The organism is Cellulomonas uda (assembly GCF_006538705.1).
Classification (GTDB): Bacteria; Actinomycetota; Actinomycetes; order Actinomycetales; family Cellulomonadaceae; genus Cellulomonas; species Cellulomonas uda.
Window position 1 is genome coordinate 23,444 of the sequence record NZ_BJLP01000036.1, and the last position, 18,160, is coordinate 41,603.

Below are 18,160 nucleotides of genomic sequence, written 5' to 3' on the forward strand. Positions count from 1 at the left end.
TGGCGTTGGACGAGTACTCGCTCGTGACGGAGCGATGGATCAGCGTGCTGACCCTGGACGGTCGATCGGAGACCGTCTCGCTCAGCGAGGCCTTCGAGCGGGCCCACGAGCTCCGGGAGATCGTTGGTGACCTGCCGACACAGTCGTTCGCGATTCTGCGACTGGTACTGGCGATCGCGGCCCGCGCGTACGGCGGGCCGCGCTCGATCGAGGACTGGCAGGAACTGTGGAGCAGTGACGGTCGGGACTTCGGTCCGGTCGCGGCGTACCTCGCGGAGCATCGAGAACGGTTCGATCTCTTCCATCCTCATGCCCCCTTCTTCCAGACGTCCGGTCTGCGCACGGCGAAGGGGGAGTTCTCAGCGCTCGAGAAACTCGTGGCGGATGTCCCCGCGGGCTTCCAGTACTTCACGACGAGGGCTGGCCGTGGCTTGGAGCGCGTGTCGGCTGCTGAGGCGGCGCGCTGGCTCGTGCATCTTCAGGCGTTCGACATCTCGGGGATCAAGTCGGGTGCGGTCGGTGACCCGCGTGTCAGGGGCGGGAAGGGGTACCCGATCGGGACGGGCTTCGCCGGGAACCTGGGTGGTCTGTACGTCGACGGGGGCAATCTCTGGCGGACGATCCTGCTGAACACGGTCCCGCTGGAGCACCGCAGCCTGCAGCGCGACGCTCGGGACCGCCCGTCCTGGGAGGCTCCTCCGCTCGGACCCGAGGAGGCGGAGGACATCGATGATCGGCCGTACGGTCCGCTGGACCTGTTCACGTGGCAGAGCCGGCGGGTTCTGCTGCAACGGGACGGCGACGAGGTCGTCGGAGTCCTCGTCGCGAACGGTGACCGACTCACGCCGCAGAACCTGCATCGTCACGAGCCGCTCACTGCGTGGCGGCACAGTGAGCCGCAGAGCAAGAAGTTCGGTCGAGTCGTCTACATGCCGCGTGAGCACCACCCGGGCCGTGCGTTGTGGCGAGGACTCGCCGCGCTCCTACCTGTAACCGCACCGCGCGGCATCAGCGACGGGAGCGAGAGGTTCCTCGCGGCAGCGGTCGTCGAGTGGGCAGGTGAGACGCTCGGCGGGACCGATCGAGTGTCACTGCGGACCGCGGGGATGGTCTACGGGCCGCAAAGCTCGTCCGTCGCGGACGTCGTCGATGACCGGCTCGTCGTCCCGGTCGCCTTGCTCGGACAGTCACGTCCCGAGCTGGCTGCACGGGTCGTCGAGTCCGTCGCGCAGACCGAGCGGGCTGTCGCCGCGCTCGGCTTCTTGGCGGCCGACCTTGCCCGAGCTGCGGGGGCGCGCGAGCCGAGCATCCTCGATGGCGTCAGGGACGAGGCCCAGCGGCTCGCCTATGCCGGGCTCGACGCCTCGTTCCGGGCCTGGCTGACGGACCTGGACCCGGACGGCGATGCTGACCGTCAGATCTGCGCGTGGCATCGGGCTGCTGCGCTCCAGGTCGCGCGGGTCGCGGACGACATCGTGGCGTCCGCCGGGCCCGACGCGTGGGTCGGTCGCGAGGTCAACGGTCGTCACCTGTCCACTGCGGAGGTCGATGCACGGTTCCGTGCCGCACTCCGCTCCGCGCTCCCGCTGAGCAGCTCGCACGAGGAGGCAGTCGCATGACGCATGACGTTGAGGTCGTCGAGCCACTGACCACCGCACGATTCGTGGACCGTGCGGTGGAGCGCCTCCAGCGCGAGTACCTCGCCGGCACGTCCCGCTCGCGGGCCTCGCTCGCTCACCTGCGCCGAAGCCTCGGCCAACCCTTGGGTGCGGTTCCCGAGATTCTCGAGCTGGTCGTCGATCCCGACGCGCCGTTGACAGGCGGGCCGCCGACGCCCGACGAGCGCGCCGTCGCTGCAGCGCTCGGCTTGTATGCGCTCCACCAGCAGTCGCTGTCCCAGCCGATGCACATCCGAGGCGAGCGTTTCGGAACTGCGCTCGGCGGGATCGCGCGGCGTGGTGGTGAGCCAGTGCCGGGTGTGACGCGACGCTTCCAGGCACTTGGGACCGCCGAGTCCTGGGACGAGGTCCTGCACCATTCCCGCGGCCTGGTCCAGCTCCTGCGCGGGGGGCGCCGTGGGTTCGACTACGGCTGGTTCGCGCAGGACCTGGCCCAGTTCGTCGACCCGCTTCGTCGCGACGAGGTACGGCTCCGCTGGGGTCGAGCGTTCTACCGCGTCACACCGACCACCGAACCCACCAGCACCACCTCTGAGGAGCAGTGATGTCCCGCACCATCGTCGAGGTCCACGCCCTGCAGACCGTCCCGCCGAGCAACGTCAACCGCGACGACACCGGCAGCCCGAAGACCGCGGTGTTCGGAGGAAAGCGGCGGGCGCGCGTGTCCTCTCAGGCATGGAAGCGTGCGACGCGGCTCGCGTTCGACGACCTTCTCGACCGCAGCGAGCTGGGTGTGCGCACCAAGCGCGTCGTCGAGCTCGTCGCCGAGCGGATCACCGAGACGGCGCCCGACCTCGCGCCTCAGGCGACGGACCTCGCGGAACGGGTCGTCAAGGCCGCAGGCTTGGTCCTCAAGGCGGCGAACAAGCCCAAGCCCGGCGAGGAGGCCCCGCGTCAGGAGACCACCTACCTGGTGTTCCTCTCCCGGCACCAGATCGACCGGCTCGCGGAGCGAGCGGTCGACGCCGGCCGATCCGACGACGTCGATCAGGCCTTCAAGCAGATCAAGGGACGAGGGCTGCTCGACGTAGACCACTCGGTCGACATCGCGCTGTTCGGCCGGATGGTCGCTGACGTCACTGACTTCAACGTCGACGCCGCGGCACAAGTCGCGCACGCCATCTCGGTCCACGCGGTCGACAACGAGTTCGACTACTTCACCGCCGTGGACGACGTGAAGAGCCTTGCTGCGGACGAGGACGCGGGTGCGGGCATGATCGGGACCGTCGAGTTCAACTCCTCGACGCTCTACAGGTACGCGACGGTCGACGTCGACCTGTTGCGGACGAACCTCGGCGACGACGAGGCGACGAAGCGCGCAGTTCAGGCGTTCGTCCGCGCGTTCGTCGAGTCCATGCCGACCGGGAAGCAGAACACGTTCGCCAACCGCACACTGCCCGACGCTGTGGTCGTGACCATACGGGACACCCAGCCCGTGAACCTCGTCGGCGCGTTCGAGGACGCCGTGACACCGGAGCCGGACGCCCCTCGGCTCACTGTCGCGGCCCGCGCACTGGGAGAGCGCGCGACCGAGGTGGCCGACCACCTGGGGCACCGGCCGGTCCGGGCCTGGTTGACTGCTGTCGGCGCCGCACGCTCGGGTCTCGACGCCTCGTGGGCGACGGGCGGTGGCACCGGGGCTGCGTGGACGAACCTCCCGGACCTGTACGACGAGGTCGCAACGGTCGTGGCCGAGCGTGTGGGAGCGCACTCGTGACGAGTTTGCTCCTGACGCTCGCGGCGCCGCTCCAGGCATGGGGGAGCGGGAGTCGGTTCACGACGAGGTCGACCGACGATGCCCCCACGCGGTCAGGTGTGGTGGGCCTGATTGCGGCCGCCCAGGGACGGCGCCGCACCGACTCGCTCGAGGAGTACGTCGATCTTCGCTTCGGTGTGCGGGTCGACCAACCCGGGCAGCTCCTGCGGGACTTCCAGACTGCTCGCACGCTGGACGGCAAGAGCTCGATGCCGTTGTCCTACCGGTTCTACCGGGCGGATGCCCGCTATCTCGCGGTGGTCTCCGGCGATCGTGGACTGCTCGAGGCGTTCGCAGACGCGCTGATGCGGCCGGCGTTCCCGCTGTATCTGGGTCGCAGGTCGTGCCCACCGGCTGAGCCACTCGCCCCGCGCGTCGTCGACGCCTCTTTGGGAGAGTGCCTGCGGGACACGCCATGGCAAGCCGCCACGTGGTGGCGCCGCCGGTGCGGCGCAGAACCTCCGATGCTCGAGTTCCGCGTCGACAAGGGCGCCGCGCCCGAGCTGGTCGTCGACGGCGAGACCGTCGTGCGAGACGAACCGATGTCCTTCGACCCGCAGCACCGGCAGTACGGATGGCGCACGGTCGAGTTCGGCCGGACACCTGTGCCGGGCCTGGACGCGAGGCCGTCGGAGGACGGTCTCGACCACGACGCGTTCATGGCGGTGTAGCCGATGTACCTGTCCAGAATCCAGCTCAACCGGCACAGACGCGATGCCTGGCGACTCTTGAGCAGCCCTCAGCGGATGCACGCTGCGGTCCTGTCGTCGTTCCTCGATCCGCCCACCGGCGCACGGTCCGGGGCGTCGCGCGTCTTGTGGCGTCTCGATGCAGAGAACGCAGGGCGCACGTTCCTCTACGTGGTCAGCCCCGACAGGCCGGACTTTGCGCATCTCGCGGAGCAAGCGGGGTGGCCTTCGCTCGACAGAGGCGCGTCGAAGGACTACCAGGCCTTTCTCTCGGCAGTGACGACCGGCCAACGCTGGGCGTTCCGTCTGACTGCGAATCCCACCCGCTACCACCGCTCGGGTGAGGGTCAACGAGCCAGACGAGTCGCACACGTGACGGCCGAGTACCAGGAGGCATGGCTGCTCGAACGCGCCGAGGCGTGCGGCTTCAGGCTCGTGGGAGCGGACACCGCCGGCTCGCGGGCGTTGGCCGTCACGCGGCGAGACGTGCGCCAGTTCGAGCGGCGAGGCTCGGCCAAGCCCGTGACGATCGCGGTCGCCCAGTTCGACGGCGTCCTCGACGTCATCGACGCCGATGCGCTGCGGAGCGCGTTGACGACGGGGGTCGGTCCGGCCAAGGCATACGGCTGCGGTCTGTTGACCCTCGCACCGCTGCACTGAGATGCCAACGCCCCCGGGACCGCGCCCACCACGGCTCGCAGAGCTCACACGTGCCCAGGACCGGCTGACGTTCCTGTACCTCGAGCGCTGCATCGTCCACCGCGAGTCCAACGCGATCACCGCCACGGACGAGCGCGGCACCGTCCACATCCCCGCGGCTTCGCTAGGCGCGCTGCTCCTCGGCCCCGGCGTGAACGTCAGCCATCAGGCGATGATGCTGCTCGCAGAGTCCGGTTCGACCGCCGTGTGGGTGGGGGAGCGGGGCGTTCGCTACTACGCGCACGGACGGTCCCTCGCTCGGTCGTCACGCCTCCTCCTTGCTCAGGCCGAGCTGGTCACCAACCGGTCGTCTCTTCTCAGGGTCGCGCGTGAGATGTACGCGATGCGGTTCCCCGGCGAGGACACGAGCTCGCTCACCATGCAGCAGCTTCGAGGGCGGGAGGGCGCGCGTGTGCGAAGGGCCTATCGCGAACAAGCGGAGCGCCACGGCATCGAGTGGGAGCGACGCCGCTACGACCCGGAGGACTTCGCCTCGGGAGACCCTGTGAACCAGGCGCTCTCGGCGGCGACCACAGCGCTCTACGGGCTCACGCACGCTGTCATCGTCGCGCTCGGCTGCTCGCCAGGGCTGGGCTTCGTGCACACCGGCCACGTCCGGTCCTTCGTCTTCGACATCGCAGACTTGTACAAGGCGGAGTATGCGATTCCGTGTGCCTTTGAGACAGCCGCCGCCGGTTTCATGGACATCGGTGCCGAGACGAGGCGCGCCATGCGTGACCTCTTCCGCGACGGGCACCTGCTCGAGCGCTGCTCGAAGGATGTCAGGCACCTGCTCGCCCCCGACTCCGAGGATGAGGCCGTCCCGCAGCCCGACGTGGTCGAGCTGTGGGACGGTGGCACGCGGACCGTCGCGGGCGGGACCGACTGGGGAGATCCTGGCTGGTGATCGTCCTCATCCTCACCGCTTGCCCCGAAGGGCTGCGCGGACACCTCACCCGCTGGCTCTCGAGGTGTCCGCAGGCGTCTACGTGGGCCGCGCGTCCACCCGTGTGCGCGACGAGCTGTGGGCCCGAACAGTCGACCTCATCGGCACGGGCAGGGCACTGATGGTGCACACGGCTCCCACCGAGCAGGGCTACGTCGTCAGGAGCCACGGACACCATTGGACGTCGCTCGACATCGAGGGCGTGACGTTGATGCTCCGTCCGGCCGAGCAGAGCAGTGATGAGGGGTCGCGTGCCGCGGGTTGGAGCAACGCATCCAGGCGCAGGCACTCGCGGAAGTGATCTAGTCTTCATAGGAATACGAGCGTCCTTGCAGTTCAACTAGTGTCGTCTCCCCGCTCGCGGGGATGAGCCCTGCTGCAGCGCGACCGACGTGTACCCCGCGGCGTCGTCTCCCCGCTCGCGGGGATGAGCCGTGGCTGCGCGAGCACGGACAGACGGGCCTCGCGTCGTCTCCCCGCTCGCGGGGATGAGCCCTTCACTCCGGCCCCGCCCTGCGGGTTGCACTCGTCGTCTCCCCGCTCGCGGGGATGAGCCGCGGAAGCCGGTCGCGCTGCTCGCGTAGTTGGGGTCGTCTCCCCGCTCGCGGGGATGAGCCCGCGACCGCGCTCGGCGCCTACGCCGAGGCGTCGTCGTCTCCCCGCTCGCGGGGATGAGCCCACGACCGCGACCCTGCTCCTCGAGGCCGGGGTGTCGTCTCCCCGCTCGCGGGGATGAGCCCCTCCCGGACGCGTGATCGCCATGACCACCACCGTCGTCTCCCCGCTCGCGGGGATGAGCCCTCGAGCGGGCGCGTGACGACACTCCGGCCCGGGTCGTCTCCCCGCTCGCGGGGATGAGCCCGGAGGCGCGGCTCAGGGCAGCGTCCTCGATGGGTCGTCTCCCCGCTCGCGGGGATGAGCCCGTCACCGGGCCGAACTCGCGCAGGCTGATCTCGTCGTCTCCCCGCTCGCGGGGATGAGCCGGTCGCGAGCGGCGCCAAGCCGGGCCGCAACCTGTCGTCTCCCCGCTCGCGGGGATGAGCCCGGTGCTCGTCCTCGATCTCGGCGAGGCGGGCAGTCGTCTCCCCGCTCGCGGGGATGAGCCCTCCCTGATCTCGGCCGCGATCTGCGCACGCACGTCGTCTCCCCGCTCGCGGGGATGAGCCCGGCGAGTTGGTGCCGTGGAACGCCGCGGCGTCGTCGTCTCCCCGCTCGCGGGGATGAGCCCAGTAGGCGCCGTTACCATCCGGTCGACGTCCTGTCGTCTCCCCGCTCGCGGGGATGAGCCGTCGCTCACGGGAGCCTCCTGGTCTTGAGCGCCGTCGTCTCCCCGCTCGCGGGGATGAGCCGGGCGGGAAGAGCAGCGCATCCTCGTGGCGTGCGTCGTCTCCCCGCTCGCGGGGATGAGCCGCACGCCTGACGCACGGGGCACTCGGAGCAGATGTCGTCTCCCCGCTCGCGGGGATGAGCCGTCGCGGCGGTACTGGTTCGGCCTCGACCCGATGTCGTCTCCCCGCTCGCGGGGATGAGCCCCCGCTGATCTTCCTCGTGGGCACGCCGCCGCGGTCGTCTCCCCGCTCGCGGGGATGAGCCCTTCATCATCACGCGGCCGAGGTGGTCGAGCGGGTCGTCTCCCCGCTCGCGGGGATGAGCCCTGGAACGAGTCGACCCAGACCCTGCGTGACAAGTCGTCTCCCCGCTCGCGGGGATGAGCCCGACCCGGCCGCGTTCGTCCGCTTCACGAACGCGTCGTCTCCCCGCTCGCGGGGATGAGCCCATGTCGACCGGGTGAACGACGAAGGCCCGCACGTCGTCTCCCCGCTCGCGGGGATGAGCCCGGGGTGCTGCGCACCATGGTGCAGGCGCTGACGTCGTCTCCCCGCTCGCGGGGATGAGCCCGGCCGGTCGAGCGCAACACGGTACGGCACCGGGTCGTCTCCCCGCTCGCGGGGATGAGCCCAGCGGGCGACCCGCCGTGTCCTTCGACCCGTTGTCGTCTCCCCGCTCGCGGGGATGAGCCCGGGCGGCACGGGCTGCCTACGAGGAGGCGTACGTCGTCTCCCCGCTCGCGGGGATGAGCCGTACGTCGGAGACATCCCGTATCTTCGGTTTGAGTCGTCTCCCCGCTCGCGGGGATGAGCCCGCGAGTCATGGCAGTCAGACCTCCGTCAGTGAGTCGTCTCCCCGCTCGCGGGGATGAGCCCATCGGGGCGAGGACGACGAGGCGCAGGCGCTGGTCGTCTCCCCGCTCGCGGGGATGAGCCCCTGGCCTACTTCAAGGCGGTGCGCTCGTGATCGTCGTCTCCCCGCTCGCGGGGATGAGCCGAAGGCGTCATGACCACCATCACCTTCGCCCGCGTCGTCTCCCCGCTCGCGGGGATGAGCCCCCGCTCAACGGCTTAAAGGGCGTCGAGCTCATGTCGTCTCCCCGCTCGCGGGGATGAGCCCGCCTCGCCCGCGTCGATCAGGTGCTCGATGCGGTCGTCTCCCCGCTCGCGGGGATGAGCCCTATGCCCCCGAGGTGGGCGAGATCGACCCGAGGTCGTCTCCCCGCTCGCGGGGATGAGCCCGCGGCCGAGGCGGAGGGCAGGTCGGTCGACGCGTCGTCTCCCCGCTCGCGGGGATGAGCCGTCGTCGGTCAGGCAGACGACCCACACGCCGGCGTCGTCTCCCCGCTCGCGGGGATGAGCCCCCCAAGCCCACCCCGGCGAGCGTGACCATCGTGTCGTCTCCCCGCTCGCGGGGATGAGCCGGACGTGAGGCGCGTCAGCGCCTCGGGCAGGCTGTCGTCTCCCCGCTCGCGGGGATGAGCCCCAGACGATCCGGGTCGACCTGCGCGACGTGACGTCGTCTCCCCGCTCGCGGGGATGAGCCCCGGACGTCGTCGAGGTCGAGCGTCGGCGGGCCGTCGTCTCCCCGCTCGCGGGGATGAGCCGTCGGTCTCGATCGTCGCGAGCGACTCCCACGGGTCGTCTCCCCGCTCGCGGGGATGAGCCCCCGCCGAAGGCGATCCTCGCGCTGACGCAGCGGTCGTCTCCCCGCTCGCGGGGATGAGCCGGCGGCGACCCACCGTGAGCCGTCCGGGCGGCGGTCGTCTCCCCGCTCGCGGGGATGAGCCGCGCGGTACCTCGAGACGCATCGCGAGCACGGGGTCGTCTCCCCGCTCGCGGGGATGAGCCCGACGGCAACGCTGAGGCGTGGCCCGTCATCACGTCGTCTCCCCGCTCGCGGGGATGAGCCCCGCTCGATGTCCTTGAAGGACTGCCGCAGCTGGTCGTCTCCCCGCTCGCGGGGATGAGCCCGAGGCCCGACGTGCGTACATGCGCGCCTGGCAGTCGTCTCCCCGCTCGCGGGAATGAGCCGGGCGACCGGGACACGATCCACCTGTCCGCGTAGTCGTCCTCTTGCTCGCGGGGATGAGCCCCACCTACGACGCGCTCGCGAACCCGGACAACGGTCGTCTCCCCGCTCGCGGGGATGAGCCGCGCTCGACGACCTGTCGAACGTGGGCGCGCGTGTCGTGTCCCCGCTCGCAGGGATGAGCCCGCAACCGCCTCTACGCGCTCCACCGCGGGGGAGTCGTCTCCGCGCTCGCGGGGATGAGTCCGCACTGCCCCGCTCAAGCGCCGCGGGTTCCGGTCGCCTCACCGTTAGCGCGGATGAGCCGTCGGCGTGGGGCCGTTGGGTCCCGAGCACCGGGTCGTCTTCCCGCTCGCGGGGATGAGTCCACCAGTTCGGTAGATGGGGTACCGCGGTGGGGTCATCTCCCGGGCCGAGGGCAGGCGCACAGCGGGCTCAGCGCGATTCGGTTCGTGCCGTGCCCCGGGACGCCGCATTCGGACTCACATGCGAGCGGGGCGCGGTGTGCGAGAAAGGTTGCGACCGGGAAACGCGAGCGCACGCGTGCCCGAAACACGCGGTTCGTAGCGTCGGCGGTGTTCTCGTCACCCGTCGGACGGAGCCCCCCGTGAACAAGCACCTCGTCGTCGTCGGCGGCGGCATGGTGGCGCAGCGCCTCGTCGAGGCCATGCGTGACCGCGACACCGCCGGCACGTGGCGCATCACCGTGCTGGCCGAGGAGCCGCGTCGTCCGTACGACCGCGTCGCCCTCACCAGCTACTTCTCCGGCCGCGACGCGGACGACCTCGCGCTCGGCGACCCGGCGCTGTGGGACGACCCGCTCGTCACGCTGCGCAGGGACGACAAGGTGGTGGCGGTCGACCGGTCGGCGCGCACGGTCACCACCGCGCGCGGACGCACGGAGCGTTACGACCACCTGGTGCTCGCGACGGGCTCGTCGGCGTGGGTCCCGCCGATGGAGGGTATGGACCTGGAGGGCGTGTTCGTCTACCGCACGGTGGACGACGTCGCGGCCCTGCGCGGGTACGTCGAGCGGCTGCGGGAGAGCGGACGCGTGGTGCGTGGCGCGGTGCTCGGCGGTGGTCTGCTGGGCCTGGAGGCCGCGGGCGCGCTGCAGGCGCTGGGCGCGCAGGCGACGGTGATCCAGGTGGGCACGCACCTGATGTCGACGCAGGTGGACCTGGGCGGCGGTGAGGCGCTGCGGCGCCTGATCAACGGCCTGGGCGTGGGTGTGCGGCTGAACGCGATGACCACGCGCATCCGCCCGCACCGCCGCGGGGGTGTGGGCCGGCTCGACCTCGCGGACGGGGGCCGCGTGGACGCGGACGTCGTCGTGGTCGCGGCGGGCGTGCGGCCGCGTGACGAGCTCGCGCGCAGCAGCGGTCTGACGGTCGGGGAGCGCGGGGGTGTCGTCGTCGACGACACGTGCCTGACCGACGACCCGCACGTCTCGGCGGTCGGCGAGGTCGCCTGCATCCGGGGCGCGTGCGTCGGGCTCGTCGCGCCGGGCTACGCGATGGCGGAGGTCACGGTGGACCGCCTGCTGGGTGGGGCGGCGCAGTTCCCGGGCGCGGACACGGCGACGAAGCTCAAGCTCGCGGGGGTGGACGTCGCGAGCTTCGGCGACGCGTTCGGCACGACGCCGGGCGCACTCGAGGTCGTGTGGGCGGACCCGGTCGCGGGCGTCTACAAGAAGCTCGTGCTGTCCGACGACGCGCGCACGCTGCTGGGGGGCGTCCTCGTCGGTGACGCGTCCGCGTACGCGAGCCTGCGGCCGATGCTGGGCCGTGAGCTACCCGGCGACCCGGGCGCGTACCTGCTCCCGGAGGGCGGGGCGGGTGCGCCCGACCTCGAGCTGCCCGACGACGCGGGCGTCTGCTCGTGCAACAACGTCACCGCAGGCGCGGTCCGGGCGGCGGTCACGGAGCACGGCTGCACCGACGTGGGCGCGGTCAAGGCGTGCACGCGGGCGGGCACGTCCTGCGGCTCGTGCCTGCCGTTGGTCAAGAAGCTCGTGGGGACGGAGCTCGCGAAGCAGGGGATCACGGTGTCGTCGGCGCTGTGCGAGCACTTCGCGCTGTCCCGCGCGCAGCTCTACGACGCGGTGCGCGTCTCGGGCGTCGCGTCGTTCACCGACGTCATCGCGCGGTTCGGCACGGACGCGGCGGGCCGCGGGTGCGACATCTGCAAGCCGGCGGTGGCGTCGATCCTCGCGACGACGGCCCCGGCGCACGTGCTCGAGGGTGAGCGCGCGGCGCTGCAGGACACGAACGACCACGTGATGGCCAACCTGCAGAAGGACGGCTCGTACTCCGTGGTGCCGCGCATCCCGGGCGGTGAGGTCACGCCCGAGGGGCTGATCGCGATCGGCGAGGTCGCCAAGGACTTCGGCCTGTACACGAAGATCACGGGCGGTCAGCGCATCGACCTGTTCGGCGCGCGCATCGACCAGCTCCCGGCCGTCTGGCAGCGGCTGGTCGACGCGGGGTTCGAGTCGGGGCACGCGTACGGCAAGTCGTTGCGCACGGTGAAGTCGTGCGTCGGGTCGACGTGGTGCCGGTTCGGGGTGCAGGACTCGGTGGCGCTCGCGGTGCTGCTGGAGCTGCGGTACCGCGGCCTGCGCAGCCCGCACAAGATCAAGCTGGGCGTCTCGGGGTGCGCGCGCGAGTGTGCGGAGGCGCGCGGCAAGGACGTCGGGGTGATCGCGACGGACAAGGGCTGGAACGTCTACGTGGGCGGCAACGGCGGGTTCACGCCGCGTCACGCACGGCTGCTCGCGGAGGACCTCGACACTGAGACGCTCATCCGGACGATCGACCGGTTCCTCCTGTACTACGTCCGCACGGCGGACCGCCTGCAGCGCACGGCACCGTGGGTCGACGAGGTCGAGGGTGGCCTCGAGGGCGTGCGCGCGGTCGTCATGGACGACTCGCTGGGGATCTGCGCGGACCTGGACGAGCAGATGGCGCGGCACGTCGAGGACTACACCGACGAGTGGCGCGCCACGCTCGAGGACCCCGAGAAGCTGCGGCGGTTCGCGTCGTTCGTGAACGCCCCCGAGGTGCCCGACCCGTCGCTCGCCTACGTCCCCGAGCGGGGCCAGGCCCGACCCGCCACGCCCGACGAGCGTGCCGCCGCCGAGCGCGGCGAGCCGGTCCTCGTCGCCGGCACGACCCTGGAGGTACGCGCATGACCGTCCTCGACATCCCCCAGCACACCCGGCGGACCGAGCCCGCGGGTGAGTGGGTCGCCGTCTGCCGGCTGGCGGACCTGACCCCGGAGCGCGGCGCGGCCGCGTTGGTCGGCGGTGCGCAGGTCGCGCTGTTCCGGCTCGTCGACGACACGGTGCACGCCGTGCAGCAGCAGGACCCGTTCTGCGGTGCGTACGTGCTGTCGCGCGGCATCGTCGGGACGCGTCACGTCGGCGACGAGGTGGTGCCCACCGTCGCGTCGCCGATGCACAAGCAGGTGTTCGACCTGCGCACGGGCGTGTGCCTCGACGCGGTCGGCAGGTCGCCGGTGGCGGGGATGCCGGCGGACCTGCGCACGTGGCGCGTGCGCGTCGTGGACGGTGTGGTCGAGCTCGCGGGCCCGTCGGCGGACGTCGCGGGGAGTGCCGGATGACGACGATGCTCGGGGTGGACCTGACGGGCCGGCGCGTGCTCGTGGTCGGCGGTGGCCCGGTCGCGGCGCGGCGGGTGCCGGCGCTGGTGGCCGACGGCGCGCGCGTCGTCGTCGTCGCGCCCGCGTTGTGCGAGCCGCTGCGGGACGCGCATCGCTGGGGTCAGCTCGAGTGGCGCGCGCGCGAGGTCGTCGAGAGCGACCTCGACGGCGTGTGGCTCGTGCACACGGCGACGGGGGACCGCCGGTGCGACGACGACGTGGCGCGCTGGGCCGCGGACCGCCGGGTGTTCTGCGTGCACGCCGCACGGGCCGCGGGCGGCACGGCACGGACGCCGGCGACGACGAGCCTCGGCGACGTGCTCGTCGGCGTCGTCTCGACCGGCGCGCCCGACCCGGGCCGCACGGCGGTGGTGCGCGACGCGCTCGCGGAGCGGGTGCGCGACGTGCTCGCCGAGCACCTGCGGGAGGGGCGTGCGGACGTGCGCGCGCGGCGCCGCGGCGGCGCGGGGCGGGTCGTGCTCGTCGGCGGCGGTCCCGGTGACGTGGGGCTGCTGACGCTCGCGGGCCGGCGGGCGCTCGCGGAGGCGGACGTGGTGGTGACCGACCGGCTCGGCCCGGTCGAGGTGCTCGACGAGCTCGCGCCCGACGTAGAGGTCGTCGACGTCGGGAAGACGCCCGGCCATCACCCGGTGCCGCAGCACGAGATCGGCCGGATCCTCGTCGAGCACGCGCAGCGCGGGCGCGTCGTCGTGCGGCTCAAGGGCGGTGACCCGTTCGTGTACGGGCGCGGCGGCGAGGAGGTCCTCGCGTGCCGTGAGGCCGGGGTCCCGGTGACGGTGATCCCGGGCGTGAGCTCCGCGCTCGCCGCGCCGGCCGCGGCGGGCATCCCGCTCACGCACCGCGGCACGGTCGGAGCGCTGCACGTGATGAACGGCCACGACGGCTGGTCGTCGGCCGCGCTCGTCGGGCTGCGCGACGCGACGTGCACGGTCGTCGTGCTCATGGGCGTGGCGGCGCTGGGCGAGCTCGCGTCGGGCGCGCTCGCCGCGGGTGTGCCGCCGACGACGCCCGCCGCGCTGGTCGAGCGTGCGACCACCCCGACGCAGCGGGTCACGCGCGCCACGCTCGGGACGCTCGAGGCGACGGCGCTCGCGGCGGGCGTGCGCGCACCCGCGGTGCTCGTGCTGGGCGAGGTCGCGGCGCCGGGTCTGCTCGACCCGCGAGGCGCGGACGCGTGCGAGACGACGGACCTCACAGACCGCACAATGGCGTGGTGAGCATCGCGCCGAGCACGACCCACGAGGGGATCGACCAGACCCTGGCGGGGTGCGTCGTGCTCATCACCGCCGACCGACGCTCCGCCGAGCTGACCGCCGCCCTCACGCGTCGTGGCGCCGCGGTGCGCCACGCCGCGGCGCTCGGGATGGTCCCGCACATCGACGACGCGGCGCTCATCGCCGCGACGCGCGACCTCGTCGCGGACCCGCCGGACACGGTCGTCGTGACCACCGGGATCGGGTTCCGCGGGTGGGTCGAGGCCGCGGACGCCGCCGGGATCGCCGACGAGCTGCTCGCGGCGCTGCGGGACGCCCGGATCGTCGCACGCGGCCCGAAGGCGCGCGGCGCGATCCAGGCGGCGGGCCTGACGCCCGACTGGGTCGCGGAGTCCGAGACGAGCGCCGAGGTGGCGCAGGTCCTGCTCGACGAGGGCGTCCACGGTCGCGACATCGTGGTCCAGCACCACGGCGCGGGGTCGGATGGCCTCGACGACGCGTTCCGGCTCGCGGGCGCGCGCGTCCGCAGCCTCGTCGTGTACCGCTGGGGGCCGCCGCCCGACCCGGCCGCCGTCGCGGCGTCGGTGTGCGCCGTGGCCGGGGGTGAGGTCGACGCGGTCGCGTTCACGTCCGCACCGGGTGCGGCGGCGTGGCTCGACGCCGCCGACGCGCAAGGGGTGACCGACCTGGTCGTCGAGCGCTGCCGCGAGGGGTCGGTGGTCATGGCGGCCGTCGGACCCGTGACGGCGGCGCCGCTCGTCGCGCGCGGCATCGAGCCGCTCGTGCCCGACCGCGGCCGGCTCGGGTCGCTCGTGCGGCTGATCGTCAACCACTACGGCGGTCTGGAGGCGCTCGAGACCGCCGCCGGTCCGCTGCGCGTCTACCGCGGCGCGGCCGTCCTCGACGGCCGGGTGCTGCCGCTGACACCGACGGGTCTGGAGATCCTGCGGCTGCTGGCCCACGCTCGCGGGTCCGTCGTGCCGCGCGACCAGGTCCTCGCGGCGCTGCCCGGCGACTCGCGCGACCCGCACGCCGCCGAGGTCGCGATCGCCCGGCTGCGGGAGGCGACGGGCTCGCGCGGGCTCATCCGCACGGTCGTCAAGCGCGGTTACCGGCTCGAGCTGGCGCTGTCGTGACCCCGGAGACCGCCGCGGTGCGCGCGGCGCGGGACGCGAGCGCCCCGCGACGCCCGACGAAGCCGCTCGTCCTGGTCGGCTGCTCGCACGGCACCGACGACCACGACGGCCGTGCCGCGATCCGGTCGATCCTCGCGGGGGTCGCCGCGCTGCGCAGCGACCTCGACGTGCGCGAGGCGTTCGTCGACGTGCAGTCGCCCGAGGTCGCCGACGTCGTGGCGGACGCGGTCGCGGGTGGCGCGCAGGCCGTCGTCGTCCCGCTGCTGCTCTCGGTGGGCTTCCACGTCAAGGTCGACGTCCAGGCGGCGGTCGACGTGCCGGACGCGTGCGCGGCCGCGCCGCTCGGGCCGGACGCCACGCTCGTGGAGATCCTGGTCGACCGTCTCGAGGAGGCGGGTCTGGCGCCCGACGACGCGGTCGTGCTCGCCGCGGCGGGCTCGACGGACCCGGCCGCGGCGCTCGCGGTCCGGGCGACCGCCGACCGGCTCGCGGCCGCCCTGGGCCGGCACGTCGGGCCGCCCGACGAGCGCGGGGGAGGGCTGGTCGTCGGGTACGGCGCGGGTGCGAGCCCACGCGTGCCCGAGGCGGTCGAGATCGTCCGCGCGGCGTCGGACCGGCGGGTCGTCGTCGCGTCGTACCTGCTCGCGCCCGGGTTCTTCCTGGACCGGGTGCGCGAGGCGGGTGCGGACGTGGTCGCGGCGCCCCTCGCGCCCGACCCGCGCCTGGCGCAGCTGGCCCTGCGCCGGTTCGAGGAGGCGCTGGCGGCGGGCTGAGCCGTCGACGGGTCCCGGGCGCGGTCGGCCCGGCACCCCCTGGCACGACGACGCGCCCCCGGCGAGCCGTGGGCTCCCCGGGGGCGCGTCCGCGCGACGCCGTCAGGCGGTGCGACGCCGCACGACCGTGCCGATCACGCCGGCCGCGGCGAACAGCGCGAGCGCGGCGACACCCTTGCCGACGTTCGTCGCGTTGCCGCCGTCGACCCCGGCGATCTCGAGCGAGTAGGCCGTGGTCCCCGTCGCACCCTCGGGTGCACCGAACGCCATGCCCTCGGTCGCGGCGCGCTCGGCGCCCGCGGCGAGGACCGCGTAACCCGTGCCGAACCGGGCTGCGGTGCCCGCGCCCGACTCGACGAGCTGCGACGTGCCCTCGTCGGACAGGCGCTGGGTGCCGTCGACGAGCTGCGGGGCGCCGTCGGCGGCGCTGCCGAGACCGTCCGCGAGCTGCTGCGAGCCGTCGGCGGCGTCCCGCAGGCCGGCCGCGAGGTCGCGCGAGCCGGCCGCGGCCGTCCCGATGCCGACCGCCAGGTCGCTCGAACCCTCGGCCGCGGTCCCGATGCCCGCCGTCAGACGGCTCGAGCCGGCCGCCGCGGAGCGCAGGCCGTCGAGCAGACGCTGGGAGCCGGTGCCCGCGGTGGCGAGCCCGGTCGACAGGGTCCGGGAGCCGGTCGCGGCGGTGTCGAGCCCTTCGGCGAGGCGGCCCGCCCCGGTCGCGGCGCCCGCGATGCCCGTGGACAGCGTGCGGGACCCGCGCGCGGCGCTGGTGATGCCGGCGGACAGCTCACCCGCGCCGGTGCTGAGCTGCGACGCGCCCGCACCGAGCTCGCCGAGCCCGGTGACGAGTCCGTCGCCGCCGTCCTGGAGCAGGCCGACGCCGGCCTGCAGGCCGTTCACGCCGCCGCGCAGCGTCTCGTCGTCCGGCGTGTCGGTCGCGGTGCCCACGCCGCCCTGGACCCTCGCGACGACTCCGTCGGTCAGCGTCGTGAGTCCCGCGTCGACACCGGCGAGGCCCTCGAGCAGGCCGGGGCGGGCCGGGTCGCACACGCCCGGGAGGGACGCGGCGGACAGCCCGCACTGCACGAGCGCGAGCGTCGAGGACGCCGTGCCGAGCTGGGTCGCCGAGCCGGTCATGCCGGTCTCGAGCTGGCCCAGACCGTCGGCGATGCCCCCGAGGAGCGCCGTGTAGGACGCCTGCGCGCCGACGGGCAGCATCGCCGTGAAGGCCTCAAGCCCCGTCGCCGGGTCGGTCACCGCGGCCTCGAGGTCCTGGATCGACCCGACGGTGCCCGTGGCCGTGTTGGACGCCGCCGCCAGCTGCGTGCGCAGGGCGTTGACGGCGTACATCAGGCTCGGTCGCTGACCCGCCGCGGGGGGTGCCGTGGTACCGATCCCCGCGCGCATCGACGTCACCGCGTCGTGCAGCGGCTGCGCCTGGGCGGGCAGCGTGCCGATCTGCGTGGCGAGCGTCTCGAGGCCCGCCTCGACCTTCGCCAGGCCGTCGTCGACCTGCGTGAGGCCGGCGACGAGCGCGGGCGCCTTGGTGAGCGCCGTGGCGAGGCCCGCGTCGAGCGCGGCGGCGCCGGCCGCGACGCGCTTGGCGCCCGGCGCGGCCGAGTCGTTGAGCCCCGCCGCCAGCGCCGCGGCACCCGGCGCCGCGGAGTCGGTCAGGCCCTCCGCGAGCTCGGCGGCACCGGGCGCGAGCTGGTCGTTGAGGCCCGCGGCGAGCTGCGCGGCTCCAGGGGCGAGCTGGTCCGCGAGCCCCTCGTGGAGGTCGGACATGCCCGGCACGAGGCGTCCGCCGAGCCCCGAGCTGAGGTCCTTGGCCCCCGGCAGGATCTGGTCGTTGAGGCCGTCGGCCAGCGTGCGCGCGCCGGGCGCCGCCGAGCCGGTCAGGCCCGTCGCGAGCTGCTCCGCGCCGGGTGCGGCCTGGCCGACCAGCCCGTCGCGCAGCGTGCCCGCACCGTCGCGCAGCTGGACGATCCCGGCGAGCAGCTCCGCCGCCCCGTCGTGCAGGCGCTGCAGGTTGTCGTCGATCTGGATCGCGCCGGACGTGAGGTCGACGCCGGACTGCGCGCCCGACGCGTAGCTCTCCGAGCCACCCTTGAACGAGGGGTAGTCGAGCGGCGAGACGGGCATCGACGTGAGCGTCGCCGCGGGGACGACCCCGCGCGAGATGCGCGCGCTGTACCCGAACTCGGCCGTCGGCGAGCCGATCGGCGGG

Annotated in this window: 13 protein-coding genes and 1 CRISPR repeat array; of the genes, 12 read left to right on the forward strand and 1 reads right to left on the reverse strand. The window is 73.3% G+C overall.

From position 1 onward, the window contains the following. Positions 1 to 5 precede the first annotated feature (5 nt). From casA to CUD01_RS11110, 12 genes are all read left to right on the forward strand, one after another. On the forward strand, positions 6 to 1,619 hold the full coding sequence (gene casA, locus CUD01_RS11055) for a type I-E CRISPR-associated protein Cse1/CasA (RefSeq protein ID WP_166771963.1): 1,614 nt from the start codon (positions 6 to 8) through the stop codon (positions 1,617 to 1,619). A 56-nt stretch (positions 1,620 to 1,675) separates the two neighbouring features. Continuing rightward, positions 1,676 to 2,224 (forward strand): type I-E CRISPR-associated protein Cse2/CasB, encoded by a 549-nt coding sequence (gene casB, locus CUD01_RS11060; protein WP_166771964.1) that lies wholly within the window; start codon positions 1,676 to 1,678, stop codon positions 2,222 to 2,224. Further along, positions 2,224 to 3,396 carry a type I-E CRISPR-associated protein Cas7/Cse4/CasC gene (gene cas7e / locus CUD01_RS11065; RefSeq protein WP_141321083.1) on the forward strand — a complete coding sequence of 391 codons (1,173 nt, stop codon included), beginning with the start codon at positions 2,224 to 2,226 and terminating at the stop codon, positions 3,394 to 3,396. The genes casB and cas7e overlap by 1 nt, the downstream gene beginning before the upstream one ends. Further along, a complete protein-coding gene (gene cas5e / locus CUD01_RS11070) occupies positions 3,393 to 4,106 on the forward strand; it encodes a type I-E CRISPR-associated protein Cas5/CasD (protein ID WP_141321084.1) in 714 nt (237 codons plus the stop codon). The genes cas7e and cas5e overlap by 4 nt, the downstream gene beginning before the upstream one ends. A 3-nt stretch (positions 4,107 to 4,109) precedes the next feature. Then, positions 4,110 to 4,784 carry a type I-E CRISPR-associated protein Cas6/Cse3/CasE gene (gene cas6e, locus CUD01_RS11075; RefSeq protein WP_141321085.1) on the forward strand — a complete coding sequence of 225 codons (675 nt, stop codon included), beginning with the start codon at positions 4,110 to 4,112 and terminating at the stop codon, positions 4,782 to 4,784. Between the two features lies 1 nt (position 4,785). Further along, positions 4,786 to 5,730, forward strand: coding sequence for a type I-E CRISPR-associated endonuclease Cas1e (gene cas1e, locus CUD01_RS11080; protein WP_141321086.1), 945 nt, complete (start codon positions 4,786 to 4,788; stop codon positions 5,728 to 5,730). Continuing rightward, complete coding sequence (locus CUD01_RS11085) at positions 5,636 to 6,070, forward strand: type I-E CRISPR-associated endoribonuclease Cas2 (RefSeq protein WP_243860733.1); 435 nt, start codon at positions 5,636 to 5,638, stop codon at positions 6,068 to 6,070. The genes cas1e and CUD01_RS11085 overlap by 95 nt, the downstream gene beginning before the upstream one ends. Positions 6,071 to 6,114: 44 nt before the next feature. After that, a CRISPR array of direct repeats spans positions 6,115 to 9,376; the repeat unit is 29 nt; unit sequence GTCGTCTCCCCGCTCGCGGGGATGAGCCC. 393 nt (positions 9,377 to 9,769) lie between these two features. Next, entirely contained in the window at positions 9,770 to 12,322 is a 2,553-nt protein-coding gene (gene nirB / locus CUD01_RS11090) for a nitrite reductase large subunit NirB (RefSeq protein WP_208405060.1), read from the forward strand. Beyond that, on the forward strand, positions 12,319 to 12,753 hold the full coding sequence (gene nirD, locus CUD01_RS11095) for a nitrite reductase small subunit NirD (RefSeq protein ID WP_141321088.1): 435 nt from the start codon (positions 12,319 to 12,321) through the stop codon (positions 12,751 to 12,753). The genes nirB and nirD overlap by 4 nt, the downstream gene beginning before the upstream one ends. Further along, positions 12,750 to 14,030, forward strand: a complete 1,281-nt coding sequence (gene cobA, locus CUD01_RS11100) for a uroporphyrinogen-III C-methyltransferase (RefSeq protein WP_094180550.1) — start codon at positions 12,750 to 12,752, stop codon at positions 14,028 to 14,030. The genes nirD and cobA overlap by 4 nt, the downstream gene beginning before the upstream one ends. After that, positions 14,027 to 15,163: a uroporphyrinogen-III synthase gene (locus CUD01_RS11105; protein ID WP_244937756.1), complete on the forward strand. Its 1,137-nt coding sequence runs from the start codon at positions 14,027 to 14,029 to the stop codon at positions 15,161 to 15,163. Before cobA ends, CUD01_RS11105 begins: the two co-directional genes overlap by 4 nt. Positions 15,164 to 15,180: 17 nt before the next feature. Further along, complete coding sequence (locus CUD01_RS11110) at positions 15,181 to 15,936, forward strand: sirohydrochlorin chelatase (protein ID WP_141321093.1); 756 nt, start codon at positions 15,181 to 15,183, stop codon at positions 15,934 to 15,936. A gap of 102 nt (positions 15,937 to 16,038) precedes the next feature. Here the strand turns inward: CUD01_RS11110 and CUD01_RS11115 are convergent. After that, the coding region (locus CUD01_RS11115; RefSeq protein WP_141321089.1) for a YhgE/Pip domain-containing protein at positions 16,039 to 18,160 on the reverse strand (2,122 nt) is incomplete at its 5' end.

What these genes read in the sequence shown, in the direction of transcription:
- cas7e (WP_141321083.1), top strand. Translation starts at nt 2,224, where the DNA reads ATGTCCCGCACCATCGTCGAGGTCCACGCCCTGCAGACCGTCCCGCCG.
- cas6e (WP_141321085.1), top strand. Translation starts at nt 4,110, where the DNA reads ATGTACCTGTCCAGAATCCAGCTCAACCGGCACAGACGCGATGCCTGG.
- cas1e (WP_141321086.1), top strand. Translation starts at nt 4,786, where the DNA reads ATGCCAACGCCCCCGGGACCGCGCCCACCACGGCTCGCAGAGCTCACA.
- CUD01_RS11085 (WP_243860733.1), top strand. Translation starts at nt 5,636, where the DNA reads ATGAGGCCGTCCCGCAGCCCGACGTGGTCGAGCTGTGGGACGGTGGCA.
- nirB (WP_208405060.1), top strand. Translation starts at nt 9,770, where the DNA reads ATGGTGGCGCAGCGCCTCGTCGAGGCCATGCGTGACCGCGACACCGCC.
- nirD (WP_141321088.1), top strand. Translation starts at nt 12,319, where the DNA reads ATGACCGTCCTCGACATCCCCCAGCACACCCGGCGGACCGAGCCCGCG.
- cobA (WP_094180550.1), top strand. Translation starts at nt 12,750, where the DNA reads ATGACGACGATGCTCGGGGTGGACCTGACGGGCCGGCGCGTGCTCGTG.